Below are 15,630 nucleotides of genomic sequence, written 5' to 3' on the forward strand. Positions count from 1 at the left end.
GGGGCGCGTCAGCCGGGGAGGCTGATGCGCCCCTCCTCGGCGGCCTGGCCGATGTCCCGGCGGAAATGCCCGCCGCCGAGCTCGATGCCGTCGAGGATCCGGTAGGCCTCGGCCCGGGCCGCTGTCAGGTCCGCCCCCGTGCCCACGACCGACAGGACCCGACCCCCGGCGGAGACGAGCCGGCCCTCCGCGTCGCGGGCCGTGCCGGCGTGGAGCACGCCCGGCTGTTCGGCACCTTCGATGAGGTCACCGCGCCGCGGCGTCGCCGGGTAGTGCTCGGCTGCCAGGACCACGGTCACGGCGGCGCCGTCCCGCCACACCAGCGGCGGGAGGTCGGCCAGTCGGCCGGTGGCCACGGAGTGCAGGGTCTCGCCCAGCGGCGACTCGAGCAGCGCCAGCACGGCCTGTGTCTCCGGGTCGCCGAAGCGGCAGTTGAACTCCACGACCTCGGGCCCGGACGAGGTGATCGCCAGCCCCGCGTACAGCAGGCCGGAGAAGCCGCAGCCACGGGCGACCATCTCGCGGGCCACCGGCTCGCACACCTCCGTGACGATCCGGTCGACCATCCCCTGCGGCAACCACGGCAGCGGCGTGTAGGCGCCCATCCCGCCGGTGTTGGGACCGCGATCGCCCTCGCCGACCCGCTTGTGGTCCTGGGCGGGCAGCAACGGCACGACGGTCTCGCCGTCGACCAGACAGAACAGGGAGACCTCCGGGCCATCGAGGAACGACTCCAACAGCACCGGGTGCCCGTCGTCGAGACAGGCGAGAGCGTGCGCCCGGGCCGCGTTGCGATCGGGTGTCACGACGACTCCCTTGCCGGCGGCCAACCCGTCGTCCTTGACCACCCAGGTCGGTCCGAAGCGGTCGAGTGCGTCGTCGAGGTCGGCGGGCGAGTCCACGATCTCGGCGCGCGCGGTCTTCACACCCGCAGCCGCCATGACGTCCTTGGCGAACGCCTTGGACCCCTCGATGCGCGCGGCCTCGGCGGACGGGCCGAACACCGGGATCCCGGCCTCGCGCAGGGCGTCAGCGACGCCCGCGACCAGGGGCACCTCGGGACCGATGACGACCAGTCCGGCGTCGAGCTTGCGGGCCAGGGCCGTCACGGCCGCCGGATCGGTCACCGTGAGTTCGTGACACTGCGCCTGCACCATGCCGGGGTTGCCCGGCGCGGCGTGCAACTCCGTCACCGCGGGATCCGCGGCGAGGGCGACGAGGAGGGCGTGCTCACGGGCACCGGAACCGATCACGAGAATGCGCACGACGACCACAGTAGCCCGGCCACTGCGCCGGGCTGGCCCGGCCCGGAACGAACGGGCCCTAGACCCCTGCGTCGGCGGTGATGTCGGCGGCGGGGAACGCCGCGTCGCGGGCCCGCAGCCCCTCGTCGGTGAGCAGGTCCGTCAGACACAGATCAATGGTCCGTGCGGTCGACCGTGCGGCGTCCGGGGTCCGCATCGGGCGGATCCCGAACATCGCCTGGGCGCTGAGGCCGTCGATCGCCGCCCACAGCGGCAGCTCGTCGTTCATGACGACCCCGGGCCGGAACGCCCCCGCCTCGATCCCGCGCTCGACGATCGCCTGCAATTCCACATTGATGGCATCGGCGTGCGCGGCGACGGTCTCCGACGGGCCCAGGTTCTCCATCATCGTGCGGGCCCACGCAGGCTCGTCGATCGAGAACTCCACCACGGCGAGAGCCGCTTCGCGCAGCTCGCGGTAGGCGGCGAGGACCGGATCGGACACCGCACCGCCGACGGCCGCGGCCGCCACGCGACCGACCAGCTCGACGAACCCGCGGGCCGCGACCTCCTCGACGAGCTGCTGCCGATTCGCGAAATGGCGGTACGCCGCGGTGGCGGACACCCCGATGTGCGGGGCGATCTCGCGGAGGATGATCGCCTTCTCCCCCGAGACCCTCGCGCGAGCGGTGGCCTCCTGGATGATGGCGTTGCGCAGATCGCCGTGGTGGTAGGCCTTCTTCTTCACCGCGCCCTCTGCCGTCGCAATACCTGCCTCGACCATGTCGATGCTCCTTCGCGTGTGTAGAGAGAACGGGGGCCACCCGGCGGGTGGCGGATACATCCATTAGACCACTTTTCGCCAGTCTGCCACCTGAGGTCATCGCCCCCGATACGTAGGCTGGGGCCCATGTCGACCGTTTTCAGCAAGATCATCGCCGGTGAACTGCCGGGCCGGTTCGTCTGGAAGGACCCCGAGGTGGTCGCCTTCCTCACCATCGCGCCAGTCGCGCCCGGCCACACGCTGGTCGTCCCGCGCGCGGAGGTCGATCGGTGGACCGATCTCGAACCCGCGCTGCTGACCCGGCTCAACGAGGTCGCACAGGCCGTCGGCAAGGCGGTCGTGGGAGGCCTCGGTGCGGCGCGCGCCGGGTATCTCATCGCCGGCTTCGAGGTGCCGCACACCCACATCCACATCTTCCCCGCCGACGACATGTCCGGATTCGACCTGTCGCTGGCGGACCCCGACGCGCCCGCCGAGGAATCCGACGCGGCGGCCGAGACCATCCGGCGGTCGCTGCGCGAACTGGGCTACGGGGAGTTCGTGCCGGAGGCCTGACCCGGACCCCGACTCCTCATCCCGCCCCTCCGGTTCAGTGGCCGAGCGCTCGCCAGACGTTCTGCATGTCCTGGTAGTCGGTCCACTCCGCGACGAGCCCGTCGCGGAGGGTGAAGAACGATCCGACCTCGACCCGTAACCGCTTCCCGCCCACCGTGAGGCGGGTGGTGCGATTGAGCGCCGCGGTGTTCCCGGAGCCGAGCACATGGTGGATCTGGAGGACGACGTCGGAGGCGACATCGGCGTTGAACTCCATGATCTGCCGGAGCCCCTCGTGGCCCCTGACGGTCTGGCTGCCTTCCAGCGTCAGGATGATATCCGGAGCGCAGTACGACCGGGCGGCCTCGAAATCGCCGGAGAACGCCGCCTCGACCAACGCCCTCGCCACGTCGCCGGGGCCCCCGTCACGCGGACGTCGCCCGCCCATGCCGCTCGCCGCCCCGTCATCCGATAACGTCATCGATCGTTTCCATGCTCTTGTAATCCGACCATCGCGTGACCACCCCGTCCTCCACTTCCACGAACGAACACCCCCGGATCTCGATCCCGCCGCTGGGCAGGGTGTACCGCTCGAGGCGGCGCAGCGCGACGACCCCCTCGGACTCCAGGATCTCCCCCTCCACCCCGACCGTGAGGAAACCGGCCAATCGGGAGAGGTCGGACACGATGTCGCGGACACCATCGTGCCCCTCGTAGCGCCTGACCTGGCCTGTCGTATAGACGATCGACGGAGAAGACAGTGCGATGGTCCGCTCGGCGTCGCCCGAGGCGAGGGCGGCCATCCACGCAGTGGCGATCTCTGTTGCGGACTGCGTCATCTCGGCGGCGTCCTTCTGGCGACGGGAATGTTGAGAACATTCTACTCACCAGTAGACGGAGGCTAACAATGATCACTGAACTGGGGGTCCCGCTCGGGGCCGCATCCCGCGGCCACCACCGACGGCCCGACACATGGCGTGCCCTCAGCTTCCGGCTCGAACGCCGATGCCACTCGAGAGCTGGAGACGAGACTTGAACTCGCAACCGCCCGATTACAAGTCGGGTGCGCTACCAATTGCGCCACTCCAGCACGGGCGGCGACACCGCCGCGGCCCGCCAGTCATCCTAACCCGGCCACCGTCGGGGCTCTTGACTACGGTGTGCACCGTGGAGACCCGCGACGCACCGGCACCGCTCACCCGACCCCTGGCGTGGATGGGACTGCGCAAGTCCGCCATGGACCTGGCGGTCGAGCCCCCGCTGTCCCCCATGGCGCCGGTCGACCTCGACGACGACGGCGCCGTCACCGATGTCCTCAACCTCGCCCTCGAGATCGGCGGGATCCTGCTGTCTTCCGGAGAGGGCGCCGCGGACACCGTCGCCCAGGCCGAGTCCGTGGCGGCGGCGTTCGGCCTGCCGGGCGCGACCGTGGAGGTCACCTTCACGTCGCTGACCATCGGGGTCAACCGACGTCGCGGACGACCGCCGATCTCGGTCATCCGGGTGGTCAACTACCGCACCGTCGACATGACACGGGTGACCCGCGTCTCCCGCCTCATCGACCTCATCGTGCGCCGCCAGCTCACCGTCGACCAGGCCGCCGCCGAGGTCGAGAGGATCGTGGCCTCCCCGCACCCGCACTCCTTCCGCGTCGCGGTCCTGGGGTGGGCGATGCTGGGGTGCGCGGTCGTCATCCAGCTCGGGGGTAGCCCGCTGGCCGGCCTCATCTCCATGGTCTCGACGTTCGCCCTGATGTACGCCAACCGCTACCTGGACAGCCACCGACTCCCGAGCTTCTTCCAGCAGGTCGTGGGTGGGTTCATCGCGGCCGCGTGGGCCCTCGCCGCGTACGTGGCCGTGAGCAACAACTTCATCGAGGTCCAACCGTCCCAGCTGGTCGCGGCCGGGATCATCGTGCTGCTCGCCGGGCTCACCCTCGTCGGTGCCATCGAGGACGCCATCACCGGGTTCCCCGTGACCTCTGCCGGGCGAGGGGTCGAGACGATGGTCATGACCGGCGGTGTGCTGGGCGGGATCACGATCGCACTCGCCGCGTTCGAACGCCTCGGCATGTCCCCGCCCCCGATCGACCCGGCCATCGCCGGCAACGCGGCGGTCCACATCGCGGTGTTCGCCGCGGGCGTGGGCGCCGCCGGGTTCGCCGTGGCGAGCTATGCGACGGTGCGCGCGACCTGGCTCGCCGCTGCCGTCGGCGCGATAGGGATGCTCATCTTCCAGGCGGTCATGGCCACCGGCCTGGGCGTGGTGGTGGGGTCCGCGCTCGCGGCCTGCACGATGGGCCTGATCGGCGGCATCCTCGCCCGTATCGCGACCGTCCCGCCGCTGGTGGTGACCATCGCCGGCATCACGCCGTTCCTGCCGGGCCTGTCCGTGTACCGCGGCCTGTCGGCGCTGACGAGCGACCAGACGGGTATCGGTCTGGGCCTGATGTTCCAGGCGTTGGCGATCGCGGTGGCACTGGCCGCCGGGATCGTGTTCGGTGAGTGGGTGACCCGCAATCTGCGCCGGTCGGCGGCCGCGGACGGGTGACGTAGGATCGGCAGCGGACGATGTCGCCCGAACAGGGCGCGCGCCCCCCACCGATCACAGGAGGACACCGATGGCATCCGCCGCCGCCAGCAAAGAACCCGAGCTCGACGACCTGGAGCCGGTCGCGGACGAGACCGCCGACATGGCCCGCAAGGTCGTGGCCTCGTACTCGGCCGACGCCGACGAGTGCCGGATGCTCCTCGACATGCTGGGGATCGGTCCGGAGCCGCAGGTGACGGCGGACGCCGAGTAACCAGACCACAGCGATCCACGCGAGGGGGCAACCGATGACGAGCGGTACCGGGCAGACGTCCACCGGAGCAGGTGCCGACTTCGTCGTCGTCGCCAATCGTCTCCCCGTGGACCTCGTCATCGACAGGGACGGCACCGAACACTGGAAGGCCAGCCCCGGCGGTCTCGTGACGGCGCTGGAGTCCATCCTCAAGGCCAACGACGGCGCCTGGGTGGGCTGGCCCGGCGTCCCCGACGCCGCCCCCGAACCGTTCGACGCGGACGGCATCCGCCTCCACTCGGTCACCCTGTCCGCCCAGGACGTCGAGCTCTACTACGAGGGTTTCTCCAACGCCACCCTCTGGCCGTTGTTCCACGACGTGGTGGTGCCGGCCGAGTACCACCGCGAATGGTGGAACGCGTACCGCGAGATCAACACCCGTTTCGCCGAGGCCACCGCGGAAGCGGCCGCCGAGGGCGCCACCGTCTGGGTGCAGGACTACCAGCTGTTGCTGGTGCCCTGTCTGCTGCGCGAGCTGCGGCCCGACCTGACCATCGGGTTCTTCCTCCACATCCCGTTCCCGCCCGTCGAACTGTTCATGCAGCTGCCGTGGCGCACCGAGCTGGTCGAGGGCATGCTCGGCGCGGACCTGGTGGGTTTCCACCTGCCCGGCGGAGCGGACAACTTCCGGATCCTCGCCAACCGCCTGCGCGGCTACCCGTCCGTCCGACTGCGGTCGACGCGGGGCCGCGCCTCCGAGATCCGGGTGGACGGCCGCATGGTGCGGGTCGGCGCGTTCCCCATCTCCATCGACTCCGCGGCCGTGGACGCCACGGCCCGCACGCGCGAGACCCAGGCCCGCGCCGCCCGCCTGCGCGAGGAGTTGGGTTCGCCGCGGGTCCTCCTGCTGGGCGTGGACCGTCTGGACTACACCAAGGGCATCGACGTCCGCCTGCGCGCGCTCGAGGAGCTGTTCGAGGAGGGGCGCCTGGAGCCCGCCGACGTGACCCTCCTCCAGCTGGCCACGCCGAGCCGCGAGCGGGTCGAGCAGTACCAGATCATGCGGTCGCGGATCGAGGAGTCGGTGGGCCGCATCAACGGCACGTTCGGCGAGATCGGGCACCCCGTGGTGACCTACATCCACCGGCCCGTCCCCAAGACGGAACTGGCGGCGTTCTACGCGGCCGCCGACGTCATGCTGGTGACGCCCGTGCGGGACGGCATGAACCTGGTGGCCAAGGAGTACGTGGCCTCGTGCACCGACGGCGAGGGCGCCCTGGTGCTCAGCGAGTTCGCCGGCGCCGCCGCGGAGCTACGCCAGGCGTACCTGTGCAACCCGCACGATCTCGACGGGGTTAAGGACGCCATCATGGCCGCCGTCGACGACAACCCCGACGACCGTCGTCGCCGCATGCGGTCACTGCGTCGGCAGGTGTTGAGCAATGACGTCCACGCGTGGGCCCGCCGGTTCTTCAACACCCTCGACGCCACCTCGGGCGACTAGGACCCCGTCCGCCCCGGGCGGCGCCCCATACCCGGGCGCCGGCCGGCGGTCAGAGCGCTACCGGGTCAGAGCGCGTCCGGGTCAGAGCGCGTTGAGCTCGGCGAGCTTCCACGTCCCATCCTGGCGGACCATGTCCACGCTCAGCCGTGAGGCCGAACTGGCCGCCTCGGGCGCGTCCTTGGTGGAGACCATCCGGTTGAGCATGACCAGCACGGTGACGTGCTCGGCGTCCGTCACCTCCTGCGGCGCGGCGGCGGCGACGGTCGCGTAGACGGTGGCCTCCTGCTCCTTGGCTGCGGAGGCGACGGTCGGCATGGACTGCTCGACGAACTCCGACAGCGCCGGGTCGGCGAGCCGTTCCCGTACCGCTCCGAGGTCCGCGTCCACCGTCCGGTGGTCGTAGGTGAACATCTGGGTGGTGATCTCGCGCGCCGCGTCGGTGGCCGCCCGGGGCGCGGCCGCGATCTGTTCCTCGATCGCCGTCGCCTCGCGGGCCTCGACGTACTGCCACGTGGCCAGGCCGGTGACGACGACGAGGACCGCCGACACCAGCGCCAGGGCGGTGATCAGGGTGCGCCGACGAGCCGGGTCGATCGGTTCGCGGGACGCCGGCGCCGGCGAGGGCGAGGGCGTCGCGGAGGCCGGCCGGGCGGTCGCCCCGCCGGCGGTGTCCTCATCCGCTCGTGCGTCGGCGGTCTCGGTGCGGGGCATGGCCTCCATGCCCTCGAACAGCCCACCGGCCCGTGCGGCCTCGAGGGCACGCTCGCGGGCGGCGTCGGCCTTGCGCTGGGCGCGGGCCGCGCGTTCGGCCTCGCGCCGGGCGCGACGGGTGGCGCGGATGTCGGAGTCGGGAGTGGTCATGGGATGAAGTTCACCCCCGTGACCTTCATCTCGCCGTCGTCGTGTCGGTTCACGGTCACGCGCACACGGTACTGGCGGTCCTGGTCCTCATCGGACTTCGGGTTGCCGATGGTCTGGTCGATCGCCATGATCACCTCGGCCCGGTCGGGGTAGGAGTGTTCGACGGCGGCGGCGGACACCACACCGTCGGCGACGACGTTGGTGGTCTTGACGACGTCCTCGTACGAATCGCGGCGAGGCGCGAACTGCTCCGAGAAATCACCGTCGATCAGGCCGACGATCTCGTCGACGTCCTCCGACAGCGTCTCCTGCCTGATGGTCATGAGCTTGGTCATCACGGTCGTCGCGAAGTCACGGTACGAGGCGTCGAGTTCGGCAGCGGAGGCCCGGTCGGCGCGCACGGAGGCCGCCGCGTTCCGCTCACCCAGCCACAGCGACGTCGCGACGACGGCGGCCACGAGGCAGACCGCCGCGACCACCGCGGTCACGGTGAGCCACAGGCGCCCACGGTCGGCGGGATTGTCGTCCGGCTGTGGCACTAGGTCACTCCGTTCGTGAGGATGTCGGCCAGGTCGGCGTCCGCCGAGAGTCGTCCGGCATCACCGAGATTGAGCTGACGATACGTCTTGCCGTCGGCGCCCAGGTATTCGCCCGTCGACGGGTCGTACATCGCGGCCGACGTGCGGATCTCCTGTTCACCGGTGTCCGACGACGGCACAACGTTCCACCCGTTGGGGTTGTTCCCGGGCGGACCGACCTCGCTCGTGTCCGGGGGGTTGATCCCCTCGGGCTGGTAGTCGTCCGCCGCACACTCGGCGGGCGACGCCGCCCGCCGGCCGGGGTACGCCATGCACGGCAGGTTGCGGGCGCCTCGCACGACCTGCTGCGAGTCCTGGGGCACCTTGCAGTAGATGCCGTTGATCAGCGGCGGCACCGAGAGGTCCGCCGGCGAGCGGCGTTGATCGGCCTGGAGGAAGCCGGTGGTGCACGGCGGGGTCTCGTTGATCTGGAGGTTGAAGTCCACCTTGATCTCACCGGTGTCCTTGGCGCCGTTGATGGCGGTGATGAGCGAGGACACCAGGGCGGGGTAGATCACGAGGAGCTGCTCGATGGAGCGGTTGTAGACGACGCCCACCTCGCCGACGCTCACCAGATTGGCGACCAGCACCGGCATGGTCGGCTGCAGATCGTTGAGGACCTTGGTCGCCCGCGCCAGAGAGTCCGGGCCGCGTTGGATGATCGAGGTCAGCTGGGGCTCGTTGGTCCGGAGCTGATCGGTCAGGTCCGCGAGGTTCCGGGTCCAGGCCCGGATCGAGTCCGACGAGCGGAGCTGGGAGTCCAGGACCGGCTCGGCGTCGGCGATGAGCTGACGGGTGACGTCCGTGTTGGAACGGGCCTCCTCGAGCAACAACTGGGCCGAGTCGAGGAAGCGCTGCAGGTCGCGCTCCGAGCCGTTGAACGCGTCGAACGACTCGGAGATCACGCGTCGCATCTTGGCATCGTCGATCGACGCCATGAGCACGGTGGCCTGGTCCAGTACCGGTCCGATCCCCTGGGGCATGTCGACCCGGTCCCGCCCGAGCACGGACCCGTCCGCCAGCTCGCCGCTCGGTTCGCCCTCCGGGACGAACTCCACGTATTGCTCACCGACCGCCGAGACGCTGCGGATCTGGGCCCGGACGTTCTCCGGGACATCGGCCCGCGCGTCGAAGTGCAGGTTCGCCACGACGTGCCCGGGTGTGAGGGTGACGGAGTCGACACGACCGATGACGTTGCCGAGGTACGAGACGTTGGCGTTCTGGTAGAGGCCGCCGGTGTCGGGCATCTCCAGGGCGACGTCCGTGCGCTGCCATCCGAAGGCCGTGGGCAGCTTGAGGTAGGACACGGACATGACCGCGAGGGCCAGAACGGTGACCACGGCGAAGATCGTCAACTGGATCCTGACGAGACGGGTCATCGCGGTGCCTCCTCGGTCGGGGTGGCGGACGGCTCCGCGGGCGCGGGATCCCCGGCGGTCTGCTCCTGCGCCGGCGCGGTGGCGGCCCCCGCGGCCGCGGGCACGCCGTCGGGTGCGGGCGCGCCGTCGGGTGCGGGCTCCGGCCGGGGCACGTCGAGGGAGTACGGGTCCGCCCCGGCGAGCGGATTCGGTGCGAGTCCGATGTAGCCCTCGACTCCCGCCATCCGGTTACCGAACTCGGTGCCCAGGAGCATGGTCTCCGCCAGGCGCGGCATCGTCGCGTCGGCGTGGATGTACAGGTTGGCGTAGTCCCCGCGCAGGAAGTTGTCGATACCCGCCTGCGGGAACGGGAACGTGATGAGCGAACTGAGCACCCGGGTCATGTCACGTCCGGCGTTCGCCAGCCCCTCGAGCACCGGGGTGAGATCGCGGAGGTTGTCCACGAGATCCTGTCCGCCGCCCGCATCGATGACCTGGTTGGCCTTGTTGCCGAAGTCGCCGAGCGAGACCAGGGCCGTGGTCAGCTGCTGCTTCTGGTCGTTGATCAACGTCAGCGCCTCCGGCATCTGGGCCAGGGCCCGGGCGAGGGTGTCGTTCTGCTCGTTGATCTGTCGCGACAGACGGTCGAGCCCCTCCATCGCGGCGATGATGTCGGCACGCTGGTCGTCGAGTCCGCTGACGGTGGTATCCAGCTGCGTGAGGACCTCGTTGGCGTCGATCTCGCGGCCGTCCAGGGCGGTGTTGAGCTCGGTGGCGATGGTCTCGAACTGGGCCAGGCCGCCGTCGGTGAGGACGACCGACAACGCCGACAGCGTCTGCTCGGTGGTTGGGTAGACGCCGGCGCGGGCCAGCGGGATCACGTCACCGTCCGCCAGTGTGCCCTGCGGGTCGCCCTCCGGCGGCGGGAAGAGCTCGAGGTGCTGGGAGCCCAGGAGGCTGGTCTGCCCGATCTTGGCGTGGGCGTTGGCCGGGAGCCTGACCTCCTCGTTGAGGCTGATCGTGACGATCGCGGTGTAGTCCTCCACCCGCATGGCGGTGATGGAACCGACGTTGACATCGTTGACCCGCACCGGGGAGTTGCGGGTGATGGTCGTGACGTTGGGCATCTCGATCGTCACCTCGTAGGCACCCTCACCCTTGCCCTGGGCCCCGGGGAGCGGAAGGGAGTTGAGACCCTGCCACGAACACCCGGCCCCCGAGAGCAGGACCACCGTGCCGAGCGCGCCGACCGCCCGCAGGCGGGACCCGGATCCGTTGCCGAGCATCAGGCACCTCCCGTCACGAGCAGGGTGTCGGTGAGGTTGTCCCCACGGTTGACGACGTTGACCAGCGGGTCCGGGCGGTCCGACACCGGCTGCACACCGGGCGGGGTCCGGGTCCCGGGCTTCTGACGATCCCAGATCTGGTGGGGCTCGGCGGTCGGGGTGATCGGCGGGGTGACCGCGCCGTACGGGTAGTTGGAGGTCAACGAGTTGAACAGCGGACCCATGTACTCGGCGCACAATTGCGCATCGGACTCGGCGGTGTTGTTGGCCAGGCCGGCGATGGCGCCGCAGATGAAGTTGGTCGGGTTGGCCATCTGGTTCATGGCCAGGACACCGGTGAGCACACCCTGGTACGGCCGGTAGATGTTGTAGAAGTTCGACATCGCCGTCGGCCCCACGTGCAGCACGCCCTCCAGTTCCGCCCGGCGGTCGCGGACGACCTCGGTCGCCCGGCCCAGCTTGTCGACACCGGTGGTGACACGGTCGCCGTGGTTCTCCAGGAACCGGTTGATGTCCATCACCGCCAGATCGAGATCGCGCAGGGCCGCATCGATGTCCGCGGTCTGGTCGCCCAGCACCTGGGAGACGCTGGCGAGCCTGCCGCCGAAGGAGACGATCTGCTCCTCGCTCTGGGACAGGGCCGTGACGAAGAGCTGCAGGTTCTTGAGGGTGGTGAAGAGGTTCTCTCGGCCGTCGGACAGCAGCGACATGGTCTGCGACACCTCGCTGAGAGCATCGCGGATCTCGCCACCGTTGCCCTCGAGCATCGAATCCGCCGACTCCACGAAGTCCCCGAGCGGACCGGTCTCCTCGTCACCGGTCGGCCCGAGGGCCGAGGAGAGCTTCATGAGCTGCTCCTTGACCCCGTCCCACTCGACCGGGACGGCCGTCCGCTCGACGGGGATCGTCCCGCCGTCGGGCATCTCCTCCCCACCGGTGAAGGCGGGGGTGAGCTGGATGAAGCGCTCGGCGACCAGGGATTGCGCGACGAGCAGCGCGTTGGCGTCAGCCGGGATGGCGACGTCGCGATCGACCTCCATGGTCACCTTGGACTTGCCGTCCTCGGTGGCGATCTCGGAGATGCTGCCGACTCGCACACCCAGGACCCGCACGGTGTCGTCCTCGTAGACACCCCGGGTGGACGGGAAGTAGGCGGTGATCGTCTTGGTCCGACCGGTGAAGAACCACACCGCGCCCACGACGATCGCGATCACGGCGAGCAGCGCCACGACCTTGGCCGCGGTGGAGGACAGGAGTCGACTCATCGGGGCAACCTCTTCTCGCCCCAGCCGGGGTGTTCGTCCATGAGGGTCAGGCCCGGGACACCCGGCATGGTCGGCTCCCGCACGAGACCGGGTTCGGGTTGGACGCGGTCGTCGATCAGCGGCAGGAGGTCCCGCACGATGGTCTGCTGGTACTGCCCGAGGGACAGGTTGGACACGTAGGCGTTGAACCACGGCCCGGAGGCCACGGCCTCACTCAGCGCGGTCGAGAACGGGACGATCCGGCGCAGGCCCAGATCGATGTCGTCCTTGTTGCGGATCAACAGGTCGCTGACCCGCTCCAGCTTGTCCAGGGCGGGCCCGAGTTGAGCCTCGTTGTCCTGCACCACGCCCGAGAGCTGGCGGGAGAGCTCGTCGATGTTGACGATCAGCTCACTGAGCGCCCGGCGCCGCAGGTCGAGCTGGGTGAACAGGACGTTGCCGTCCACCATGAGCTGATTGATCTGATCGCTTCGCCGGCCGAGGACGTCCGTCGTCCCGGCGGCCTTCTCGAGGAGTTGCCGCACCCCCTCGTCACGTTCGTTCAGGGCCCGTGAGAGCCGGGTGATCCCGTCGATCGCACCTCGGACCTCCGGGGAGGACCCCTCCATGGTCTCCGCGAGCACCGTCAGGGCCTCGTCCACCTTCTCGGTGTCCATGGCCTCGACCGTGTCGCTGAGGTCACCGAGCGCCGAGGTGAGCGAGTACGGGACGGAGGTCCGATCGAGCGGGATCGTGTTGTCCTCCAACTCGCCGCGGCCATCCGAGAACACGCCGAGGGCGCGTCGACCGAGGATCGAGTCCGTCTTGATCTGTGCCGACGTGTCGGTCCCCAGGTCGACGTCCCGGTCGATGGTGAAGCCGACCCGGACACGGTCCCCGTCCAACTCGATCGAGCGGATCGAACCGACCTTCATCCCGGCCACCTGGACCTCGTCGCCGGTCGTCAGTCCGGCCGCGTCGGCGACGTAGACGGTGGCATCGCTCATCCCGTTGACGTAGGGGATGCGGTCGTAGTTGAGGGAGATGCCCATCAAGGCCACCGCGCCCACCGCTCCCCAGATCCCCAGCTTCTTGGAATCCCGGTCGCGGAACCGGAGTTGACCGCGGGGCGCCTTCGGCGGGGCCCCGTTCGACTTGTCACTCATCGGGGAACGAACACCGTCCCGTCGTCTGCTCGTACTGCGGCAGGTAGAGCCCCTGGCCGGTGACCGGGTTCGTGATCTGCACGATCACGCCGCAGAGATAGAACTGGAAGAAGCTGCCGTAGACGCCGAGCCGTCCCATCTTCTCGAAGTCCGACGGGAGCCGGTTCATCACGTTCTCCACGAACGGCTCGTCCTCGTTGATGAGCGTCGCCACCCGGTCGATCTGGGCGACGTCCTCACGCAGGGCGGGGCGGACGTCGGCCAGCAGGGTGGTCATGTTGGCGCTCGCGTCGTTGAGGCGGTCGACGGACTCGCCGATCGGTCCGGCGTTCGCGGACAGACCGGAGACGAGCTGCTGGAGGTCGTCGACGATCGAATCCACATTGTCCTGGTTGTCCGCCACCGTGGTGAGCACTCCGTTGAGGTTGGTGATCACGTCGCCGATGAGCTGATCGCGGTCCGCCAGCGTCTGTGTCAGGGATGACGTCGCGGCGAGCAGGTCCTGGACGGTCCCCGCCTCCCCCTGGAACACCTTGACGATGGACTCGGAAAGCTGGTTCACCTGGCCGGGATCGAGCGCCTTGAACAGCGGTCGGAACCCACCGAGGAGCGCGTCCAGATCCAGGGCCGGCGATGTCTGGGACAGCGGTAGCGTCCCGCCGACCTCGAGCGGGGACTGGTCACCCTCCCCGCGTTTGAGTTCCAGGTACCGGTCCCCGGTGAGGTTCTCGTAGCGCACCATCGCCTCGGTGCTGGTGTGGACCACCTGGTCCCCGGCCACCGAGAACTCCACGGCGGCGGTGTTCCCCTCCGCCAGTTCGATGCTGCCGACCGTGCCCACCTCGACGCCGGCGATCCGCACCTTGTCCCCCGGTTCGAGACCGGAGACGTCGGTGAAGGCGGCGTTGTAGTCCTCGGTGTCACCCGACCGGTACTCGCTGAAGACCACCACCAGACCGATGAGGACCAGCGCCATCACCGTGGTGAACAGCGTCAGCTTCACCACGGTGGCGCGGAGGTCGCGCGCTGCCGCGCGCCCCGCGCTCACGGGGTGCCCCCGTCCATGCCGAGCATGACCTGCAACAGGGTCGGCGGGGCGGGTACCCCGGGGACGGTCGGACGGAGCGGACCGAAGAGCGGCGCGGGGCGAGAGGTGAACACGTCGGGCATACCCTCCACGGGGTTGGAGCCGGTGTCGGTGACGACGAACGGGGCGTGGACGTCCGGGTCCGGGAACGGCAGTCCGTAGCAGTTGGGCCCGGTGCTGGCGTTGACCTTCGGGAGGTCCTTGGGGTACTCGTACGCGCGCGCACCCTGCTGGAAACCGGCCTTGAACACGAGGCCCGGCTGGTCCTTGCCACCGAAGGCGGACATCGCGCCCTCGACACCCTGGTTGAGCCCGACGATCAGACAGGTCAGCATGGGCGAGTACTCGGCGAGCAGGCTGGTGGACGCCCGCAGGTCCGACAGTGTCTTGACGAGCTCGTTGCCGTTCTCCGACAGCAGCCGCTTGCCGGTCTCCCCGGTTCCGATGCTGGAGGCCAGCAACTGCTCGAACCGGGCCTGGTTGTTGACCACGTTGGCGCCGACGTCCGTGCCGGAGTCGAGCAACCGCATCAGGTCGGGCGTGACGTCGGCGTAGAGGTTGGCCACCCGGGACCCCTTGGCCAGGTCGCGCTGGAGGGTCTCGATCTGCGGGTTGATCTCCTGCAGGTAGTCGTTCAGATCGGTGATCGTGCGCCCCACCTGCTCGCCCCGGCCGTCGACCGCGCCGGAGATGGCGCCCAGCGTGGCGTTGAGCTTCTCCGGCTCGATCGCCTCCAGCAGGACGGTGAGGTCCTCGAAGAGGGTGTTCACCTCGGTGGTGACGTTGGACGTCTCGACGACGGCCCCGGCCTCGAGGGCCGTCGGGGCAGGGCGCGCCGGGGGTTCGAAGTCGACCGACTTGGCTCCGAAGACCGTATTGGACCCGATCGTCACGACCGAGTTGGCCGGGATCGCCTCGAGAGCGGCGGGATCCACCTCGATGTCGAGGGTCGCGCCGTCGAACTCCTGGCGGATGTCGGTGACATTGCCGATCTCGACGCCACGCGAACGCACCTTCGCGTCGGCCTCCATGACCAGACCCGCGCGATCGCTGCGCACGGTCAGCGGCACCCGGTCGTCGAAGGCGCGCACGAACATCAGGAGCGAGAGCGCGACCACGACGACGATGAACAGCGCCAGGCTCGCGGCCGCGATGCGCCTGGGCACCGCGTCGCTCTGACTCACCGTCCTCGCCATCTGTGT

General features: G+C 69.6%; 16 protein-coding genes and 1 tRNA gene. 4 read left to right on the forward strand and 13 right to left on the reverse strand.

The window, feature by feature from the left end; all coding sequences use genetic code 11:
• Positions 1–8: 8 nt before the first annotated feature.
• Positions 9–1,265: a phosphoribosylamine--glycine ligase gene (gene purD, locus AC3DEV_RS02940; protein WP_120285136.1), complete on the reverse strand. Its 1,257-nt coding sequence runs from the start codon at positions 1,263–1,265 to the stop codon at positions 9–11.
• A 58-nt stretch (positions 1,266–1,323) separates the two neighbouring features.
• Complete coding sequence (locus AC3DEV_RS02945; RefSeq protein WP_396468090.1) at positions 1,324–2,028, reverse strand: TetR/AcrR family transcriptional regulator; 705 nt, start codon at positions 2,026–2,028, stop codon at positions 1,324–1,326.
• Between the two features lie 126 nt (positions 2,029–2,154).
• Between AC3DEV_RS02945 and AC3DEV_RS02950 the strand changes: the two genes are divergently transcribed.
• Positions 2,155–2,583, forward strand: a complete 429-nt coding sequence (locus tag AC3DEV_RS02950; RefSeq protein ID WP_067711927.1) for an HIT family protein — start codon at positions 2,155–2,157, stop codon at positions 2,581–2,583.
• A 34-nt stretch (positions 2,584–2,617) separates the two neighbouring features.
• Here the strand turns inward: AC3DEV_RS02950 and AC3DEV_RS02955 are convergent, their stop codons facing one another.
• From AC3DEV_RS02955 to AC3DEV_RS02965, 3 genes are all read right to left on the reverse strand, one after another.
• Entirely contained in the window at positions 2,618–3,043 is a 426-nt protein-coding gene (locus AC3DEV_RS02955; protein ID WP_488371247.1) for a nuclear transport factor 2 family protein, read from the reverse strand.
• Complete coding sequence (locus tag AC3DEV_RS02960; RefSeq protein WP_363426409.1) at positions 3,027–3,401, reverse strand: nuclear transport factor 2 family protein; 375 nt, start codon at positions 3,399–3,401, stop codon at positions 3,027–3,029. Before AC3DEV_RS02960 ends, AC3DEV_RS02955 begins: the two co-directional genes overlap by 17 nt.
• 178 nt (positions 3,402–3,579) lie before the next feature.
• Positions 3,580–3,652, reverse strand: a tRNA-Thr gene (locus tag AC3DEV_RS02965).
• Between the two features lie 77 nt (positions 3,653–3,729).
• On the opposite strand from AC3DEV_RS02965, the gene AC3DEV_RS02970 reads away from it, so the two are divergent.
• The 3 genes from AC3DEV_RS02970 to AC3DEV_RS02980 all read left to right on the forward strand — a co-directional run bounded on the left by AC3DEV_RS02970 (position 3,730) and on the right by AC3DEV_RS02980 (position 6,848).
• The gene (locus AC3DEV_RS02970) at positions 3,730–5,112 is read left to right on the forward strand and encodes a threonine/serine exporter family protein (RefSeq protein WP_253696030.1); all 1,383 of its coding nucleotides are present in this window, start codon (positions 3,730–3,732) and stop codon (positions 5,110–5,112) included.
• Positions 5,113–5,182: 70 nt separating this feature from the next.
• Complete coding sequence (locus AC3DEV_RS02975) at positions 5,183–5,365, forward strand: hypothetical protein (RefSeq protein ID WP_067711921.1); 183 nt, start codon at positions 5,183–5,185, stop codon at positions 5,363–5,365.
• A 34-nt stretch (positions 5,366–5,399) separates the two neighbouring features.
• On the forward strand, positions 5,400–6,848 hold the full coding sequence (locus tag AC3DEV_RS02980) for an alpha,alpha-trehalose-phosphate synthase (UDP-forming) (protein WP_488371248.1): 1,449 nt from the start codon (positions 5,400–5,402) through the stop codon (positions 6,846–6,848).
• A gap of 81 nt (positions 6,849–6,929) precedes the next feature.
• Here the strand turns inward: AC3DEV_RS02980 and AC3DEV_RS02985 are convergent, their stop codons facing one another.
• Genes AC3DEV_RS02985 through AC3DEV_RS03020 form a run of 8 tightly spaced genes read right to left on the reverse strand, consistent with a single transcriptional unit; the run spans position 6,930 to position 15,624 of the window.
• Positions 6,930–7,709, reverse strand: a complete 780-nt coding sequence (locus AC3DEV_RS02985) for a hypothetical protein (RefSeq protein ID WP_488371249.1) — start codon at positions 7,707–7,709, stop codon at positions 6,930–6,932.
• Positions 7,706–8,248, reverse strand: a complete 543-nt coding sequence (locus AC3DEV_RS02990) for a hypothetical protein (protein WP_096906008.1) — start codon at positions 8,246–8,248, stop codon at positions 7,706–7,708. The genes AC3DEV_RS02985 and AC3DEV_RS02990 overlap by 4 nt, the downstream gene beginning before the upstream one ends.
• The gene (locus tag AC3DEV_RS02995) at positions 8,248–9,666 is read right to left on the reverse strand and encodes an MCE family protein (RefSeq protein ID WP_335672364.1); all 1,419 of its coding nucleotides are present in this window, start codon (positions 9,664–9,666) and stop codon (positions 8,248–8,250) included. The genes AC3DEV_RS02990 and AC3DEV_RS02995 overlap by 1 nt, the downstream gene beginning before the upstream one ends.
• Positions 9,663–10,931 carry an MCE family protein gene (locus AC3DEV_RS03000; protein WP_488371250.1) on the reverse strand — a complete coding sequence of 423 codons (1,269 nt, stop codon included), beginning with the start codon at positions 10,929–10,931 and terminating at the stop codon, positions 9,663–9,665. Before AC3DEV_RS03000 ends, AC3DEV_RS02995 begins: the two co-directional genes overlap by 4 nt.
• Positions 10,931–12,196 (reverse strand): MCE family protein, encoded by a 1,266-nt coding sequence (locus tag AC3DEV_RS03005; protein WP_488371251.1) that lies wholly within the window; start codon positions 12,194–12,196, stop codon positions 10,931–10,933. Before AC3DEV_RS03005 ends, AC3DEV_RS03000 begins: the two co-directional genes overlap by 1 nt.
• Positions 12,193–13,341 (reverse strand): MCE family protein, encoded by a 1,149-nt coding sequence (locus AC3DEV_RS03010; protein WP_488371252.1) that lies wholly within the window; start codon positions 13,339–13,341, stop codon positions 12,193–12,195. The genes AC3DEV_RS03005 and AC3DEV_RS03010 overlap by 4 nt, the downstream gene beginning before the upstream one ends.
• Positions 13,334–14,389, reverse strand: coding sequence for an MCE family protein (locus tag AC3DEV_RS03015; RefSeq protein ID WP_488371254.1), 1,056 nt, complete (start codon positions 14,387–14,389; stop codon positions 13,334–13,336). Before AC3DEV_RS03015 ends, AC3DEV_RS03010 begins: the two co-directional genes overlap by 8 nt.
• A complete protein-coding gene (locus AC3DEV_RS03020) occupies positions 14,386–15,624 on the reverse strand; it encodes an MCE family protein (RefSeq protein WP_182658413.1) in 1,239 nt (412 codons plus the stop codon). The genes AC3DEV_RS03015 and AC3DEV_RS03020 overlap by 4 nt, the downstream gene beginning before the upstream one ends.
• Positions 15,625–15,630 lie beyond the last annotated feature (6 nt).

Source organism: Dietzia sp. IBK-p2-15D, assembly GCF_057773105.1.

What these genes read in the sequence shown, in the direction of transcription:
- AC3DEV_RS02980 (WP_488371248.1), top strand. Translation starts at nt 5,400, where the DNA reads ATGACGAGCGGTACCGGGCAGACGTCCACCGGAGCAGGTGCCGACTTC.
- AC3DEV_RS02945 (WP_396468090.1), bottom strand. Translation starts at nt 2,028, where the DNA reads ATGGTCGAGGCAGGTATTGCGACGGCAGAGGGCGCGGTGAAGAAGAAG.
- AC3DEV_RS03020 (WP_182658413.1), bottom strand. Translation starts at nt 15,624, where the DNA reads ATGGCGAGGACGGTGAGTCAGAGCGACGCGGTGCCCAGGCGCATCGCG.
- AC3DEV_RS02995 (WP_335672364.1), bottom strand. Translation starts at nt 9,666, where the DNA reads ATGACCCGTCTCGTCAGGATCCAGTTGACGATCTTCGCCGTGGTCACC.
- AC3DEV_RS02960 (WP_363426409.1), bottom strand. Translation starts at nt 3,401, where the DNA reads ATGACGCAGTCCGCAACAGAGATCGCCACTGCGTGGATGGCCGCCCTC.
- AC3DEV_RS03010 (WP_488371252.1), bottom strand. Translation starts at nt 13,341, where the DNA reads ATGAGTGACAAGTCGAACGGGGCCCCGCCGAAGGCGCCCCGCGGTCAA.
- AC3DEV_RS02955 (WP_488371247.1), bottom strand. Translation starts at nt 3,043, where the DNA reads ATGACGTTATCGGATGACGGGGCGGCGAGCGGCATGGGCGGGCGACGT.
- AC3DEV_RS03005 (WP_488371251.1), bottom strand. Translation starts at nt 12,196, where the DNA reads ATGAGTCGACTCCTGTCCTCCACCGCGGCCAAGGTCGTGGCGCTGCTC.
- AC3DEV_RS02950 (WP_067711927.1), top strand. Translation starts at nt 2,155, where the DNA reads ATGTCGACCGTTTTCAGCAAGATCATCGCCGGTGAACTGCCGGGCCGG.
- AC3DEV_RS03000 (WP_488371250.1), bottom strand. Translation starts at nt 10,931, where the DNA reads ATGCTCGGCAACGGATCCGGGTCCCGCCTGCGGGCGGTCGGCGCGCTC.
- AC3DEV_RS02975 (WP_067711921.1), top strand. Translation starts at nt 5,183, where the DNA reads ATGGCATCCGCCGCCGCCAGCAAAGAACCCGAGCTCGACGACCTGGAG.
- AC3DEV_RS02985 (WP_488371249.1), bottom strand. Translation starts at nt 7,709, where the DNA reads ATGACCACTCCCGACTCCGACATCCGCGCCACCCGTCGCGCCCGGCGC.